Annotated in this window: 8 protein-coding genes; 2 read left to right on the top strand and 6 right to left on the bottom strand. The window is 73.9% G+C overall.

Annotated features, from left to right (window positions below; all coding sequences use genetic code 11):
- Positions 1 to 95: 95 nt before the first annotated feature.
- The 5 genes from nudC to ACWCWD_RS09875 form a co-directional block, all read right to left on the bottom strand.
- On the bottom strand, positions 96 to 1043 hold the full coding sequence (gene nudC / locus ACWCWD_RS09895) for an NAD(+) diphosphatase (RefSeq protein WP_386891944.1): 948 nt from the start codon (positions 1041 to 1043) through the stop codon (positions 96 to 98).
- A gap of 37 nt (positions 1044 to 1080) precedes the next feature.
- Positions 1081 to 2484 (bottom strand): dipeptidase, encoded by a 1404-nt coding sequence (locus ACWCWD_RS09890; RefSeq protein ID WP_450771605.1) that lies wholly within the window; start codon positions 2482 to 2484, stop codon positions 1081 to 1083.
- A gap of 10 nt (positions 2485 to 2494) precedes the next feature.
- Positions 2495 to 6091, bottom strand: a complete 3597-nt coding sequence (locus ACWCWD_RS09885) for an ATP-dependent helicase (protein ID WP_450771604.1) — start codon at positions 6089 to 6091, stop codon at positions 2495 to 2497.
- A gap of 96 nt (positions 6092 to 6187) precedes the next feature.
- A complete protein-coding gene (locus tag ACWCWD_RS09880) occupies positions 6188 to 9685 on the bottom strand; it encodes an ATP-dependent helicase (RefSeq protein ID WP_450771603.1) in 3498 nt (1165 codons plus the stop codon).
- 405 nt (positions 9686 to 10090) lie between these two features.
- The gene (locus ACWCWD_RS09875) at positions 10091 to 10630 is read right to left on the bottom strand and encodes an MGMT family protein (RefSeq protein WP_450771601.1); all 540 of its coding nucleotides are present in this window, start codon (positions 10628 to 10630) and stop codon (positions 10091 to 10093) included.
- Positions 10631 to 10906: 276 nt separating this feature from the next.
- Here ACWCWD_RS09875 and ACWCWD_RS09870 point away from each other — a divergent pair, with 276 nt between their 5' ends.
- Both ACWCWD_RS09870 and ACWCWD_RS09865 read left to right on the top strand, forming a co-directional pair.
- A complete protein-coding gene (locus ACWCWD_RS09870; protein ID WP_450771599.1) occupies positions 10907 to 13708 on the top strand; it encodes a lysylphosphatidylglycerol synthase domain-containing protein in 2802 nt (933 codons plus the stop codon).
- A gap of 199 nt (positions 13709 to 13907) precedes the next feature.
- Complete coding sequence (locus ACWCWD_RS09865; protein WP_450771597.1) at positions 13908 to 15494, top strand: alpha/beta hydrolase; 1587 nt, start codon at positions 13908 to 13910, stop codon at positions 15492 to 15494.
- A gap of 80 nt (positions 15495 to 15574) precedes the next feature.
- Here the strand turns inward: ACWCWD_RS09865 and moeZ are convergent, their stop codons facing one another.
- Positions 15575 to 16753, bottom strand: coding sequence for an adenylyltransferase/sulfurtransferase MoeZ (moeZ, locus tag ACWCWD_RS09860; RefSeq protein WP_450771595.1), 1179 nt, complete (start codon positions 16751 to 16753; stop codon positions 15575 to 15577).
- Between the last annotated feature and the right edge of the window lie 60 nt (positions 16754 to 16813).

Here is a 16813-nt window from a genome sequence, read left to right as displayed (position 1 = left end):
CGGAAGGCCCCGGTGTTCCCGCGGGCCCCGCAGGCCCCGGTGTTCCCGCAGGCCGAGCCCCGACCGCTCGGACTGCTCGGACCGCTCGGACGGGCTCAGCCCAGCGGGCGGGCCTTCGGGAGGGGCTTGCCGTACCACATCTCGATGAGCCGGGCCGCGATCGAGATGCCGTTCGGGGGCAGCACCTCACCCGACTCGAAGGCCTGCGTCAGCTCGTCGCGGGAGAACCAGCGGGCCTCCTCGATCTCGTCGCCGTCCACGTCGATCTTGGACGTGGTCGCCCGCGCGAAGAAGCCGAGCATCAGGCTGGAGGGGAAGGGCCAGGGCTGGCTGGCGACGTACTCGACCTCACCGATGGTGATCCCGGCCTCTTCCAGCACCTCGCGGGCGACCGACTGCTCGATCGACTCACCCGGCTCCACGAACCCGGCGAGGGTCGAGAACCGGCCTTCGGGCCAGTGCACCTGGCGGCCGAGGAGGGCGCGGTCCTGGTCGTCGATGACCAGCATGATCACGGCGGGGTCGGTACGGGGGTAGTGCTCGGCGCCGCACGCCTGGCAGCGGCGGATGTGCCCGGCCGCCGCGATCATGGTGCGCTCGCCGCAGCGGGAGCAGAAACGGTGCAGCCGCTGCCAGTTCTCCAGGGCCACCGCGTGCACCATCAGACCGGCGTCGCGGGCGCTGAGGAGCAGGCCCGCCTCGCGCAGTCCGGCCGGCCGGGCCTGCTGGTCCATCCGGCCGGGCAGGGAGTCCTTCTGGAGGGCGAAGTAGCTGACGCCGTCCTCGTCGGTGCCGAGGAAGTAGCGGTGGGTCTCGGTCAGCGGGGCCTCGAAGGCCGGCGTCATGACGATCTCGGTGCCGCCGTCGGCGGTGTCGTCGACCAGGACCTGGCCGCCGGAGACGACGAAGACCTTGGTGGTGGGGTGGCTCCAGGCGACGGCGAGCCACGCCTCGTCCAGGCGGTGGTGGGCAGCGCGGTCGATGCCGCTCGGTGCGGTGAGGCCGATGGGACGGTCGATGTGGTCGTTGTCGAAGGTACTCAAGGTGCTGCTTCCTACTCCCCCGGGGCGGATCGGGTACTCAGTTGGTTCGGCGGAGTGCGGCGGCCAGCTCACCCCAGAGGTGGGCGGTGGTCTCCACGCCCTTGAAAAGGAGGCCGAGCTCGACTTTCTCGTCGGGTGCGTGCCAGCCGTCGGACGGTACGGAGATGCCGAGGAAGAGGACGGGTGCGCCGAGCACGTCCTGAAGATCGGCGGCGGGGCCGGAGCCCCCTTCGCGGGTGAAGAGGACCTGTTTGCCGAAGGCCCGTCCCATGGCCCGGGCCAGCGCCTGGAGGGCGGGGTGGCCGAGCGGGGTCAGGCAGGGGCGGGTCGCGGGCGCGAACGTGATCCGGTGGCGGATGCCCGCCGGAATCCTGCTCTCGGCCCAGGCCCGTACGAGCTTCTCCACCAGGTCCGGTTCCTGGCCGGCGACCAGCCGGAAGCTGATCTTGACCAGGGCGGAGGCGGGGATGATCGTCTTGCTGCCGTCGCCCTGGTAACCGCCGCCGATGCCGTTGACCTCGGCGGTGGGGCGGGCCCAGACGCGTTCGAGGGTGGTGTAGCCGTCCTCGCCGGAGGCGGCGGTGGACTTGGCGGTACGCAGCCAGGTGGCCTCGTCGAAGGGCAGCTCGGCGAAGAGGGCGCGCTCGGTGTCCGTGAGCTCGGCCACACCGTCGTAGAACCCGGGGACGGCGACGCGGCCCCGCTCGTCGTGGAGGGCGGCGACCAGCCGGGCGACCTCGGTCGCGGGGTTGGGGACGGCGCCGCCGAACGATCCGGAGTGGATGTCCTGCTCGGGGCCGTACAGCTCGATCTCGCACTCGGCGACGCCGCGCATGCCGGTGCAGACGGTCGGGGTGTCCTCGTCCCACATGCCGGTGTCGGAGACGATCACGACGTCGGCGGCGAGGCGGTCGGCGCGCTCCTCGACCAGGGCGCGGAAGTGCGGGGACCCGGACTCCTCCTCGCCCTCGATCAGCAGCTTGAGGTGGACGGCCGGGGTGGTGCGGCCGGTCGCGGCGAGGTGCGCGCGGACGCCGAGTGTGTGGAAGAACACCTGGCCCTTGTCGTCCGCGGCGCCCCTTCCGTACATCCGGCCGTCCCGGACGACCGGTTCGAACGGGTCGGTGTGCCAGCCGTCCTCGCGGGCGGCGGGCTGTACGTCGTGGTGGCCGTAGACCAGGACGACGGGGGCCTCGGGGTCGTCGGAGGGCCACTCGGCGAAGACGGCCGGGGCGCCGGGCGTCTCCCAGACCTCGGAGACCGGGAATCCGGTCTCCCTGAGCTTGTCGGACAGCCATGCGGCGCTGCGCCGTACGTCCTCTGCGTGCTCCGGCTGGGCGGAGACGGAGGGGATGCGGAGCCATGCCGCGAGGTCGTCGAGGAAGGACTCGCGGTGCTGCTCTATGTACGGCTGGACGGCGCTGTCCGGGGTGTCGCTCATGCCATTGAGCCTAACGGGCCCGCGAAGGTGGCTCGTCCCGGAGCAGCCGCTCCAGCTCCGGCCGGCCGGGCAGGGAGCGGGGCCGGACGGTCTCGCCGGTGCGTACGTAGAGGAAGGTCGCGGTCACGGAGTCGAGCGGCAGGTCGTGGAGTTCGGCCCAGGCGAGCCGGTAGACGGCGAGCTGGAGCGGGTCGGCGGTGCGGTGGCGGCTGGTCTTCCAGTCGACGATCTCGTGACTGCCGTCGTCGGCGCGGTACACCGCGTCGATCCGGCCCCGGACGGTCCGCCCCGCGAGCGAGATCTGGAACGGGGTCTCGACCCGGTACGGGGTGCGGCGGGCGTACTCGGTCCGTTCGAACGCTTCCTTCAGCTCGGCGAGCTCGCGCTCGTCCGCGATGTCGATGTCGTTCTCGTCACCTGAGGCGCCGGGGAGTTCGTCGAAGCCGAGCATCGGCAGCGGGAGCTCCTCCCAGCGGGACTCGACCCAGGCGTGGAAGCGGGTGCCCCGGCGGGCGGCGGGCTGCGGCGGGCGGGGCATCGGGCGGGCGAGTTCGCGCGCGAAGGCGTCCGGGTCCTCGGCGAGGAGGAGCAGCTGGGTGGCGGAGAGGGAGGCGGGTACGACGACGTCCCGCACGGTGGCGCGGGCGCGCCGCAGCTCGCCGGCGAGGGCGTCGAGGTCGCGGTCCCAGGAGGCGAGGGTGCGGCTCTCCTCGGGAGTCAGCTCGCTCCCGGGGGCCTCGCTGGAAGGCCGGGCGGCGGGGACGTACGGGAGGGGGCCTGCGGGTCCGGCCGTCTCGGCGGGGGCGTCGGCGGCGGCCTGCGGGGGCGGGAGCACCTCGGGCCGGCCGGTGGCGAGGGAGTCCCGGCCGGTGGCCGGAGAGTCCCGCTCGGTGGCGAGAGGGTCCCGCTCGGTGGTGAGAGGGTCCCCCTCGGTGGCGAGAGGGTCCCGCTCGGTGGCGAGGGAGTCCCAGTCGTCCCAGTCCAGCTCTTCCTCGTACGGCTCCTCGTACGGCGCCTCGTAGGGCTCCCCGTCGTCCTCTCCTCCGGCGGGTGCGGGCACCGGCTCCGGTCCGGCGTGCGGCTGCCCTTCCGCGCCCGCCCGGGCGTCCAGGTACGCGAGGACCGTGTCCCGGGCCGCGCGGCGGCGGGCGGTCGCGGTGGCGTCCAGGGGCAGCGGCCAGGCGATGTCGGCGTCCTGGGCGGCGAGCGCCGGGTTCTCCTCGTCGGCGTCCGGCTCCTCGGCCCAGACCTCGATCTCGCCGTACCCGGCGGCGCAGTGCTCGTACAGCGCGTCCAGGAACGCCGACGGGCCCCGGGTCTTCTTCTGCGAGGGGCCCCACCAGTGGCCGGAGCCGAGCAGCAGGGAGCGGGGGCGGGTGAAGGTGACGTAGCCGAGGCGGAGCTCCTCGGTGTGCTGGTGCTCCTTCATCTCCTGCTGGTACGCCTTGAGCGTGCGGGCGTCGTAGGTGTCCAGCGCCGGGAGGGTGGCCGCGTCGCCGCGCAGGGCGTGCGGGAGCACCTGCGCCTGGGAGGTCCAGGATTCGCGGGCGCGGCTGCTGGGGAACTGGCCGGTGACCAGACCGGGGACGGCGACCACGTCCCACTCCAGGCCCTTGGACTTGTGGGCGGTGAGCACCTTGACGGTGTTCTCGCCGCCGGGCAGGGCGTTGTCGAGCCCCTTCTCGTACTGGGCGGCGGTGCGCAGGAAGCCGAGGAAGGCGAGGAGGGTGGCCTCGCCGTCGAGGGAGGCGAAACCGGCCGCGACGTCGAGGAAGTTGGCGAGGGTCTCGCGGCGGCGGGCGGCGAGCGCGTGCGGGGAGGCGGAGAGCTCGACTTCGAGGCCGGTGGTGGCGAGGACCCGGTGCAGGACGTCCATCAGGGGGTCGGCGAGCGAGCGGCGCAGGTCGCGGAGTTCGGCGGCGAGGCGGGCGAACCGGACCCGGGCCTCGGCGGAGAAGGGCAGCCCGTCGTCCTCGTCGCCGCCCTGGTCCAGGAAGGTGTCCAGGGCGTCGGCGAGCGAGATCACCTCGGCCGGGTCGGTGCCCTCGACGGCTTCGGCGAGCCGCAGGTCGGCGTCGGCGTCCCCGTCGCCCGGGGAGGCGCGGTGGACGAGGAGGCGGGCCCGGCGGCCGAGCAGGGCGAGGTCGCGGGGGCCGATGCGCCAGCGCGGGCCGGTGAGCAGCCGGACGAGGGAGGCGTTGGCCCCCGGGTCCTGGAGGACCTGGCAGACGGCGACCAGGTCGGCGACCTCGGGGAGGTGGAGCAGCCCGGAGAGCCCGACGACCTCGACGGGGACGTCGCGGGCCACCAGCGCGGCCTGGATCTGCGGGAAGTCGGAGGCGGTGCGGCAGAGCACGGCGATCTCGGCGGGCTCGGTGCCGGTCCGCACGAGGTGGGCGAGGGAGTCGGCGAGCCAGTCGATCTCCTCGGCGTGGGTCCGGAGCAGGGCGCAGCGGACGATCCCGTCGTGTTCGGCCCCGGGGGCGGGCCGCAGCGCCTCGACGCCCTCGTGCCGGGCGCGCAGCGGTTCGGCGAGGCCGTTGGCGAGCTGGAGGAGGCGTCCTCCGCTGCGGCGGTTCTCGCTGAGGCTGTGGCGGGTGGCGGGGGTGCCGTCGGCGTGCGGGAAGTGGTGGGGGAAGTCGTCGAGGTTGGCGACGGAGGCGCCGCGCCAGCCGTAGATCGCCTGGCAGGGGTCGCCGACGGCGGTGACGGCGTGGCCGGTGGTGCCGCCGGGTCCGTGGCCGAAGAGGGCCGAGAGGAGCAGCCGCTGGGCGACGGAGGTGTCCTGGTACTCGTCCAGGAGCACCACCCGGAACTCGTCGCGCAGCAGGGCTCCGACCTCGGGCCGGGTGAGGGCGAGCCGGGCGGAGAGGGCGATCTGGTCGCCGAAGTCGACGAGGTCCCGGCCGCGCTTGGCCTGCCGGTACCGCTCGGTGAGGGCGAGGAGTTCGCCCCGGGCCCGGGCCGTCTCGGGGAGTTTGCGCAGCTGTTCGTTGGAGAGCTTGGCGCTTTCGAGCGTGCGGAGGAGGCCGGTGTCGTACGCGGCGAGGGCGTCGGGCTCGACCAGGTGCTCGGCGAGCTCGGCGTCGAGCGCGAGGAGGTCGCCGACGAGGGTGGGGAAGGAGTGGGTGAGCGCCGGGTAGGGGCCCGGCGCGTCCCGCAGCACCCGGGCGGCGAGCTGGTAGCGGGTGGCGTCGGCGAGCAGCCGGGTGGTGGGTTCGAGCCCGATCCGCAGCCCGTGGTCGGTGAGCAGCCGGCCGGCGAAGGCGTGGTACGTGGAGATGCTCGGCTCGCCGGGCGGGTTGTCCGGGTCGATGGCGTCGGGGTCGGTGACCCCGGCGGCGATCAGGGCCTTGCGGACGCGTTCGGCGAGCTCCCCGGCGGCCTTGTTGGTGAAGGTGAGGCCGAGGACCTGTTCGGGGGCGACCTGGCCGGTGCCGACGAGCCAGACCACGCGGGCGGCCATCACGGTCGTCTTGCCGGAGCCGGCTCCGGCCACGATCACCTGCGGGGCGGGCGGCGCGGTGATGCAGGCCGTCTGCTCCGGGGTGAAGGGGATGCCCAGCAGCTCCTTGAGCTGCTCGGGATCGGTGAGACGTGAGGACACCCAAGAACGGTAACCGGACGCGCCGACATCGTGTCCCGGCCCGTGGTCGCTTCCCCGTGGGCCGTAAGACCTGCGGGGACGGGGCCGTGGCCGGCCTCACTCCACCACATGCTTCCCCTCGGGCTGGGCGCTGCAGGAGGCGCGGAAGGTGCAGTGGCCGCAGTGCGTGCCGGTGGTGGGGGTGAAGCGTTCGTCGAGGACGCGTCCGGCGGCGGTGGCGAGCAGGTCGGAGACCCACTCCCCGGCGAGCGGCTGCTGGGCCTGCACCTGGGGCGAGGTCTCGCCGCCCTCCTTCTTGGGGGCGGGGCGGCGCAGCTGGACGAGTTCGGCGCCGCCGGGTTCGGGGCGCCGGCCGTCGAAGACCTCGTCGACGGCGCCTTCGCGGACGGCCAGCTGGTAGACGGCGAGCTGCGGGTGGCGGGCCACCTCGTCCTTGGTGGGTGCCGCCTTGCCGGTCTTGAAGTCGACGACGTACGCCCGGTCCTCGGCGTCGCGTTCGACGCGGTCCATGGAGCCCCGGATGCGGACGGCGTACTCCCCCGCTTCGAGGGTCACGTCGAAGCCGTGCTCCCCGGCGACGGGGGTGCGGCCGGAGCGGTCCATGACGTGCCAGTGGAGGAAGCGTTCGAGGGCGGCGCGGGCCTGGCCCTTCTCCTGGTCGGACTTCCAGGGGGCGTCGAAGGCCAGGCCGTTCCAGACGGTGTCGAGGCGTTCCATCAGGACGTCCAGGTCGGCGGGGGTGCGGCCGGAGGCCACCTCGTCGGCGAGTACGTGCACCACGTTGCCGAAGCCCTGGGCGGCGGTGGCGGGGGCGTCGGCCTTGACCTCGCGGCCGAGGAACCACTGGAGCGCGCAGGTGTGGGCGAGCTGGTCGAGGGCGCTGCCGGACAGCACGACGGGCTGGTCCCGGTCGCGGAGCGGGACGGCGGACCGGGTCGGTTCGTCCAGGCCCCACCAGCGGTGCGGGTGGGCGGCGGGAACCAGCGGGCGGTCCTCGTCGTCGGTGAGCGCGGCGAGCCGGGCGAGGCGCTGGGCGGCGGCCTCGCGCAGCGCGTCGGAGGCGGCGGGGTCCACGGTGGTGGCGCGCAGCTCGGCGACGAGGGAGGCCACGGCGAGCGGCCTGCGGGGGCGGCCGGTGACGTCGCGGGGCTCGACGCCCAGTTCGGCCAGGAACCGGGACGGCTGGTCGCCGTCGTCGGCGGGTGCCTTGACGGCGGTGACGATCAGGCGTTCGCGGGCGCGGGTCGCGGCGACGTAGAAGAGCCGGCGTTCCTCGGTGAGGAGCGCGCCGGGCGTCAGGGGTTCGGCGAGTCCGTCGCGGCCGATCCGGTCGGCTTCCAGCAGGGAGCCCCGGCGGCGCAGGTCGGGCCAGAGGCCCTCCTGCACCCCGGCGACCACGACGAGCCGCCACTCCAAGCCCTTGGAGCGGTGGGCGGTCATCAGGCGGACCGCGTCGGGCCGGACGACCCGGCGCGACAGGGTGTCGGCGGCGATGTCCTGGGCGTCGACCTCTTCCAGGAAGTTGAGCGCCCCGCGCCCGCCGGTGCGTTCCTCGGCGCGGGCCGCCGTCTCGAAGAGGGCGCACACGGCGTCCAGGTCGCGGTCGGCGTTGCGCCCGGCGGCGCCCCCGCGCAGCGCGGCGCGCTCCAGGCGGCTGGGCCAGGGGGTGCCGTTCCAGAGGGTCCAGAGCGCTTCCTCGGCGGTGCCTCCTTCCTGGAGGAGGGTCCGGGCCCGGGCCAGCAGGGTGCCGAGGCGCTGGGCGCCCCGGGCGTGGGAGGGGTCGTGGGTGGCGAGGCGCTCGGGTTCGGCGAGGGCCAGCGCGAGCAGCTCGCCGGAGGGCGGCGGTACGCGGTTGCCGGCGGCCCGCTCGTCGTCGCGCAGGGCCCGGCCGAGGCGGCGCAGGTCGGCGGCGTCCATGGCGCCGAGCGGGGAGGTGAGCAGGGTGAGGGCGGTCTCCTCGTCCAGCACGCTCCTCGCGGGACCGGTCACGGCCGCCGCGTCGGCGGCGGTGGCGTCGGTGGCGTCGGCGCTGTCGGTGGCGCCGGCGTCGTCGGTGTGGGTATCGGCGGTGTCGGCCGGCGGCTGCCGCAGGGCGGCCTCGGCCACCACGCGCAGGGCGGTCAGCAGCGGGGCGACGGCGGGTTCGTGGCGGAGCGGGAGGTCGTCACCGTCGACCTCCAGCGGCACCCCGGCGGAGGTCAGCGCCCGGCGCACGGAGGGCATCGAGCGCCCACCGGCGCGTACCAGCACCGCCATCTCGTTCCACGGCACGCCGTCCTCCAGATGGGCGCGGCGCAGCAGGTCGGCGATGTTGTCGAGCTCGGTGGAGGCGGTCGGGTAGGTGTACGCCTCGGCCTGGCCGCCGTCCCGGACCGCGGAGAGTTCGCGGTGGGCGCGCACCTTGTCGGCGGGCAGCCGGGTGAGCGGCATCCGGCGGGTGAGCAGCCGGGTCGCGGCGAGCAGGCCGGCGCCGGAGCGGCGCGAGGTGGTGAGGACGCCCACGGGCGCGGGGGCCCCGTCCGCGCGCCGGAAGGCGTCGGGGAAGTCGAGGATGCCGTTCACGTCGGCGCCCCGGAAGGCGTAGATGGACTGGTCCGGGTCGCCGAACGCGATCAGCGTCCGGCCGCCGCCCCGCGCCCGACCGCCCGGCACGCCCGCGCCCGCGCCGGGGCCCGTACCGCCCCGCACGCCCGCGCCCGCGCCGGGACCCGTGCCCGCCGGCGTACGCCCCACGCGGTTGCCGGCCAGCGCGTGCAGCAGCCGCACCTGGGACGGGTCGGTGTCCTGGTACTCGTCGACGTACACGGCGTCGTACTCCCCGGCCAGCCGCTCCGCGACCTCGGGGCGCTCGGCGAGCAGGACCGCGCGGTGCACCAGTTCGGCGTAGTCGAGGACGCCCTGCGCGTCCAGCACGTCGAGGTACTCCGCGAGGAACTGGGCCGCCGCGCCCCAGTCGGGGCGGCCGGTGCGGCGGGCGAAGTCGGCCAGGGCGTCCGCGTCGAGGCCCAGCTCGCGGCTGCGGGCCAGGACGGCGCGCACCTCGTCGGCGAAGCCGCGGGTGGTCAGGCAGGCCCGCAGTTCGTCGGGCCAGCGGATGTGGGCGTGGCCGGACTTCTCCAGGTCGACCTGGCCCGCCAGCAGCTCGCGGACGGTGACGTCCTGTTCGGGCCCGGAGAGCAGGCGCAGCGGATCGGCGAAGAGGTCGGCGTCCTGGTGGGCGCGGACCAGGGCGTAGCAGTACGAGTGGAAGGTGGTGGCCTGCGGTCCGCGCGCCGCGCCGAGCCGGGCCGCCATCCGGTCGCGCAGTTCCACGGCGGCCTTGCGGCTGAAGGTGAGCACGAGGATGCGGGCCGGGTCCGTACCGGCGGCCACCCGGGCGGCGACGGACTCCACGAGCGTCGTGGTCTTGCCCGTGCCGGGTCCGGCGAGCACGAGGAGCGGTCCGCCCGGGTGGTCAACCACCGCGCGCTGCGCGGCGTCCAGCACAGGGGGCTCCACCGACCCGGGGGGCGTGCGCACCAGCCGGTACGCGCCCGGCGCCCGCCGTCGCGTTTCGCGGGGCGGGTCGTGCCGGGTGGTGGAGGAGGAGCTCACTGGTTCGCCGGTCCTGTCGGTGGTGCGCTGACTGGTGGTGCGCTGGCTGAAGGTGCACCGGCACGTGAGCGCCGGCTGGTGGTGCTCCGGCACGTGACGCGCCGGCTGGTGGTGCGGGCCGGTGGTGCACCGGCCGGGGGCGGTCCCGGGGTGGGTCGGGAGAGGAACGGAGAGGAACGGAGAGGTACGCGGATGGAAGCGGTGCGGCAGGGGCTCGGGTCCGCGTCGGGCATCGACGCTACGCCAGTGGGGGCGCGGGCGGGCGCGGGTCCGCTGCGTCGCTCGTCACGTGTGCGGTTCGTCCCGGCCCGCCCGGGGTGTCCCCGGCCCCGCGGGGCCCGTCCGGCGACGCGTGGGATACGGGACCGGAGGAGGGCGACTGCCGGGCTCCGATGGCCGAAGCTGTCAGGTGTGAGCTTCCTCGCCCCTGTCCGGTCCGGCGGTCCCGCCGGGCTCCCCGGTCCCGCCGTCCCACCGTGCGCGCCGCATGTCGATCCGCGGCAGATGCCCCTCCGCCGAGCGGGCGGCACCGCGCAGCGGGGTGCCCTCGTCGCGGTAGTGGGCCAGCGCGCGGAGTTCGTGGCCGGGCAGGAGCGTGCCGTCCGACCGGACGACGCGCCACCAGGGCACGGCGGAGCCGTAGAGCGCCATCGCCCGGCCGACCTGGCGCGGTCCGCCGTCGCCCAGCCACTCGGCGACGTCGCCGTAGGTCATGACGTGGCCGGGCGGGATCAGGTCGGCGACGTCGAGGACCCGCTCGGCGTACTCGGGGAGCTCGGCGTGGGCCTGCGTGGCCGGGGCGCCGGCGGTGCCGCCGTCCGCCGACCGGCGGCGGGAGGTGCCGTCGCCCGCACCGTCGCCCGCGCGGTCGTTCACGCCGTCGTTCACGCCGTCGTTCACGCCGTCGTCCGCGTCGCCGTGCCGGGGCGTCCGGTCCTGTCTCATCCGTCCCATCCTGCCGTACGCCACCGACATCGGGGCGCTCGTACGGACATGTCCGTACCTCCCGGCAGGGGGCGCGCGGAAACTCCCGGCAGGGGGCGCGCGGACCGCGTCGGCCGGGAACGCGCGCCCGTGCAAAGGAGCGAATCCTGCCCCTCGCGCGCGCGGGCAATGCACCCTGATGGCTCCGTGTGTCCTCCCGCCGTGCCACCATCGTGCGGGCGGTGACCGGTGATACGAGAACACGAAGATCGACCAGATGCGACGAAGGAGCAGGGCGTGCAGCCATCCCGGGCGGCGGACGCCTCCGATGCCGACTCGCAGCCAGGCGGCTCCGGCTCCACGCCGGACCCCACCGGTGACCCCACCCGTACGGAGAAGGACGCAGCCACCGGCGAGGCACCCGGCGCCCCCGGGACAGCCCCCGACGGCCCCCCGCGCCTGACCGGCTCGACGCGTGCGGGCACCGGCGACGGGCCCGCCGAACGCGTCTCGGGCGACGAGCCGCTGCTCGCCGCCCGGGTGCACCGCCCGTCCGACCTGCTGCGGCTGCTCGTCGGCGTGCTCGCCATCGTGGTGCTGCTGGCCGTCGCCGCCTTCGCCCAGGGCACCACGACGGGCCTGGAGGACGACATCTCCCGGGGCACCGAGCAGGCGCCCGATCTCCTGATCAAGATCGCCGGGCTGGTGTCCAGCATCGCGGTGCTGCTCGTCCCGGTCGCCTTCGCCATCGAGCGTCTGATCAAACGCGACGGGCTGCGCATCGCGGACGGGGTGCTCGCCGCGGTGCTCGCGCACGGGGTGACGCTCGCCACCGATCTCTGGGTCTCACGGTCCGCCCCCGGCTCGATCCAGGACGCGCTGACCCAGCAGCAGCCCGGTCACGCGCTGACCGACCCGGTGCACGGCTACCTCGCGCCCGTCATCGCGTACATGACGGCGGTCGGCATGGCGCGGCGCCCGCGCTGGCGGGTCGTGCTCTGGGTGGTGCTGCTGCTCGACGCGTTCGCGATGCTGGTGGGCGGGTACACCACCCCGTTCTCGATCGTCCTCACCGTGCTGATCGGCTGGACCGTCGCGTACGGAACGCTGTACGGGGTCGGCTCCCCGAACGTCCGGCCCACCGGCCAGCACCTGATGGCCGGTCTGCGGCACGTCGGTTTCCGGCCGGTCGCCGCGCTGCGCGCCGAGGAGGCGCCGGAGAACCCGGACCAGACCGACCGGGGGCGTCGCTACCGGGTCACCCTGGAGGACGGCCCGCCGCTCGACGTGACGGTCGTGGACCGGGAGCAGCAGGCCCAGGGGTTCTTCTACCGGGCCTGGCGGCGGATCACGCTGCGCTCCATCACGCAGCGGCGGACCGTCCAGTCGCTGCGCCAGGCCCTGGAACAGGAGGCGCTGCTCGCGTACGCGGCCATCGCGGCGGGGGCGAACGCTCCGAAGCTGATCGCCACCTCCGAGCTGGGCCCGGACGCGGTGATGCTGGTGTACGAGCACATCGGCGGCCGGTCGCTGGATTCCCTGGAGGACTCGGAGATCACCGACGAGCTGGTGCGCGGCGCCTGGGAGCAGGTCCGGTCGCTCCAGTCGCGGCGGATCGCGCACCGCAGGCTCGCGGGGGACGCGATCCTGGTGGACGACGAGGGCGAGGTGTACGTCACCGATCTGCGCGGCGGTGAGATCGCGGCGGGTGACCTGATCCTGCGGATGGACGTGGCCCAGTTGCTGACCACGCTCGGTCTGCGGGTGGGGGCCGAGCGGTCGGTGGCCGGGGCGCTCGCCGTGCTGGGGCCGGACGCGGTGGCGGGGTGTCTGCCGCTGCTCCAGCCGATCGCGCTGACCCGCTCCACCCGGGCGACCCTGCGCAGGCTCGCCCGGGAACGCGCGCAGCGGGAGCGCGAGGCGGCGCTGGAGGCCTCGGACGCGGCGCGCCGGGACCGTGCGGAGTCCGCCTCCTCCACGGTGGCCTCCCCCGCGGACCGGAAGAAGTCCGAGCGGAAGACGCAGCGGACGGAGAAGCAGGCCGAGAAGCGGGCTCTGGACGATGCGCGGGAGGAGGCCCGGGAGGAGGACCTGCTCACCCAGATCCGCCGCCAGGTGCTGCTGATCCGCCCGCAGGCCCCGGTCGAACCGGTCCGGCTGGAGCGCATCAAGCCGCGCACCCTGCTGAGCTTCATCGCCGGGTCCATCGCCGCGTACTTCGTGATCTCGCAGATCACCCAGGCCGACTTCGGCACGGTGGTGGAGCAGGCCGAGTGGGGCTGGGTGGCGGCGGCGCTGGGCTTCTCGGCACTGAGTTACGTGGCCGCCGCGATGAGCCTGCTGGGCTTCGTGCCCGAGCGGGTGCCGTTCCGGCGCACGGTGCTGGCCCAGGTGGCCGGGTCGTTCGTGAAGATCGTGGCTCCGGCGGCGGTCGGCGGGGTGGCGCTGAACACCCGCTTCCTCCAGCGCCAGGGGGTGCGGCCGGGTCTCGCGGTCGCGAGCGTGGGCGCCTCGCAGCTGTTCGGCCTGGGCTGCCACATCCTGCTGCTGGCCCTGTTCGGGTATCTGACGGGTACGGAGAAGACGCCGGACTCGCTGACCCCGTCCCGTACGGTCATCGCCGGGCTGCTCACGGTCGCGGTGCTGGTGCTGGTGGTGACGGCCATCCCGTTCCTGCGGAAGTTCGTGGTGACGCGGGTGCGGTCGCTGTTCGCGGGGGTCGTGCCGCGCATGCTGGACGTGGTGCAGCGTCCGCAGAAGCTGGCCACCGGGATCGGCGGGATGCTGCTGCTGACGGTGCTGTTCGTGCTCTGCCTGGACGCGTCGGTCCGGGCGTTCAGCGGGCCGGACGTGCCGACGCTGTCGTACGCGAGCGTCGCGGTGGTCTTCCTCGCGGGCAACGCCCTGGGTTCGGCGGCGCCCACCCCGGGCGGCATGGGCGCGGTGGAGGGTGCGCTGACGATCGGCCTCATCGCGGTCGGGCTGCCCAAGGAGGTCGCGGCTCCGGCGGTGCTGCTCTTCCGCGTGATGACGCTCTGGCTGCCGGTGCTGCCCGGCTGGCTCTGCTTCAACCAGCTGACGCGCCGGGGCCAGTTGTAACCGGGAGGGCGTTCGGCACGCCGGGAGTGCGTACGGCGCCGGGAGGGCGTACGGCGCGCCGGGCCACCGCCCGCCGCCGGAACCCGTGGTGCGTGCCACTCCCGGCGGCGGGCGGTGTCCATGGCCCAACTACCGTGGCCGCACACATGTCGTGCCCGGGCGGTCCACCGCTCCGGGCATCGGGGAGGACGACGACACCATGCACATGCACCCACGCGCCCGCCGCGTCACGGCTCTGACGGGGGCGGCGCTGCTGACCGCGGTCGCGCTCGCGGGCTGCGACAGCTCCACGGAGGCCGCCCCTTCGGACAAGGGCAGCGCGACCGCCGGGACTCCGGCCGCCACCGCGACCGCCACGCCCGCACCCGCCTCCACCGCGCTGCCGGCCGCGCTCACCTCGCAGAGGGCCGATTGGAAGAAGTGCGAGGCCCCCGAGGGCGGTGAGGCCCCCGGCAGCCGCTGGCGGTGCGCCACCGTCCAGGTGCCGCTGGACTACCAAAAGCCGGACGGGGACACGATCGGCATCGCCCTGATCAAGCGTCAGGCGACCTCCACCGGACGGCGGATCGGTTCACTGCTCTTCAACTTCGGCGGTCCGGGCGGCTCCGGTGTGAGCATCCTGCCCCAGGCGGCGACCGCGTACGGGAAGCTCAACTCCCGTTACGACCTGGTGGGGTTCGACCCGCGCGGCGTCGCCGCCAGCGAGGGCGTGGACTGCCGGAGCGACGGCGCGACCGAAGCGGCCCTGAAACGCGTCGACATGACCCCGGACACGCCCGCCGAGGAGGCGGCGTTCCTGAAGGACGGCGCGGACATGGGCTCCGGCTGCGAGAAGGGCTCCGGCAAGGTCCTGCCGTACCTGACGACCACCAACACCGCCCGCGACATGGACCTGATCCGCCAGGTGCTCGGCGACCGGAAGCTGTACTACTTCGGCATGTCGTACGGCACGGAGCTGGGCGGCACGTACGCCCATCTCTTCCCGGAGAACGTCGGCCGGGTGGTGCTGGACGCGGTCGTGGACCCTACGGCGAACTCGCTCGGGCACGCCCGGAACCAGGCGACGGGCTTCCAGCGCGCGCTGGAGAACTACCTCGAGGACCGGGGCGAGGACCCGGAGGCGGGGAGCGCGCGCATCGCCCGGCTGCTCGCGAAGCTGGACAAGGACCCGCTGCCGACCGACTCCGGCCGCATGCTCAGCGAGTCGCTCGCCGTCACCGGCATCGTGGCGCCCCTGTACTCGCAGAGCAGCTGGCCGGCGCTGACGCAGGCGCTCGACGAGGCGGAGAACAACGGCACCGGCAACACGCTGCTCGCGCTGGCCGACGCGTACAACGGCCGGGACGAGAACGGGCATTACGACACGCAGTCGCAGTCCCAGCGGGCCATCTCCTGCGCGGACAGCACCGCACGGCCGACCGCCGACGAGGCCCGGGCGCTACTGCCGGAGTTCCGGAAGCTCTCGCCGGTCTTCGGCCCGTTCCTCGCCTGGGACACCGCCGGGTGGTGCGCCGGCTGGCCGGTGGCCGGGGAGCACGACACCCCGGAGGCGAGCGCCCCGGGTGCGGCGCCGATCCTGGTGATCGGGACGACCGGCGACCCGGCGACCCCGTACGAGGGCGCGAAGCGGATGGCGGACGAACTCGGCGAGGGCGTCGGCGTGATGCTCACCAACAAGGGTGAGGGCCACGGCTCCTACGGCCACGGCACCTGCGTGACCGCGAAGACGGACGCCTACTTCCTCGACGGGAAGGTCCCGGCGGACGGCTCGGTCTGCTCGTCCTGACGCGGTCCGGGTCCGGATGCGCGTGGAGGGGCCCCGCCACGATCACCTCGCGGCGGGGCCCCTCCACACACGTCGCAGGTCTAGTAGACCGGCTTCGACGGCTCGATCTGGTTGACCCAGCCGATGACGCCGCCGCCCACGTGCACCGCGTCGGCGAAGCCCGCCGACTTGAGGACCGCGAGGACCTCGGCGCTGCGGACACCGGTCTTGCAGTGCAGGACGATGCGCTTGTCCTGCGGCAGGCCCTGGAGGGCGTTGCCCATCAGGAACTCGTTCTTCGGGATCAGCTTGGCGCCCGGGATCGAGACGATCTCGTACTCGTTCGGCTCGCGGACGTCGATGATCTCGATCTTCTCGTCGGCGTCGATCCACGCCTTGAGCTGCTTGGGAGTGATCGTGGAGCCGAGCGCCGCCTCCTGCGCCTCCTCGGACACGACGCCGCAGAAGGCCTCGTAGTCGATGAGCTCGGTGACGGTCGGGTTCTCGCCGCAGACCGCGCAGTCGGGGTCCTTGCGCACCTTGACCTGGCGGTACTGCATCTCCAGCGCGTCGTAGATCATCAGTCGGCCGACGAGCGGGTCGCCGACACCGGCGAGCAGCTTGATGGCCTCGGTGACCTGGATGGAGCCGATGGACGCGCAGAGCACGCCCAGCACCCCGCCCTCGGAGCAGGAGGGAACCATGCCCGGCGGGGGCGGCTCCGGGTAGAGGCAGCGGTAGCAGGGACCGTGCTCGGACCAGAACACGGACGCCTGTCCGTCGAACCGGTAGATGGAGCCCCAGACGTACGGCTTGTTCAGCAGTACGGCCGCGTCGTTGACGAGATAGCGGGTGGCGAAGTTGTCCGTGCCGTCCACGATCAGGTCGTACTGGGCGAAGATCTCCATCACGTTCTCGGCTTCGAGCCGCTCTTCGTGCAGGATCACGTTCACGTACGGGTTGATGCCCAGCACCGAGTCCTTGGCCGATTCGGCCTTGGAGCGGCCGATGTCGGCCTGGCTGTGGATGATCTGGCGCTGCAGGTTCGACTCGTCGACCTCGTCGAACTCCACGATGCCGAGCGTGCCGACACCAGCGGCGGCCAGGTACATCAGCGCGGGCGAGCCGAGGCCGCCGGCGCCGACACAGAGCACCTTCGCGTTCTTCAGCCGCTTCTGTCCGTCCATCCCGACATCCGGGATGATCAGGTGGCGGGAGTACCTGCGGACCTCATCGACGGTGAGCTCGGCAGCCGGCTCGACCAAGGGTGGCAGCGACACAGGAACCTCAACAATGCAGGTGGTCGGTTTCTACGTACTTCAGTTACGTACGGTTGTTCT

It is taken from the genome of Streptomyces sp. NPDC001493, assembly GCF_053597235.1.
This window is presented reverse-complemented; position numbering and strand designations above follow the sequence as displayed.

Bases quoted from the DNA above. Each gene is read 5' to 3' on its own strand.
- ACWCWD_RS09890 (WP_450771605.1), bottom strand. From the start codon at position 2,484: ATGAGCGACACCCCGGACAGCGCCGTCCAGCCGTACATAGAGCAGCAC.
- ACWCWD_RS09875 (WP_450771601.1), bottom strand. From the start codon at position 10,630: ATGAGACAGGACCGGACGCCCCGGCACGGCGACGCGGACGACGGCGTG.
- ACWCWD_RS09865 (WP_450771597.1), top strand. From the start codon at position 13,908: ATGCACATGCACCCACGCGCCCGCCGCGTCACGGCTCTGACGGGGGCG.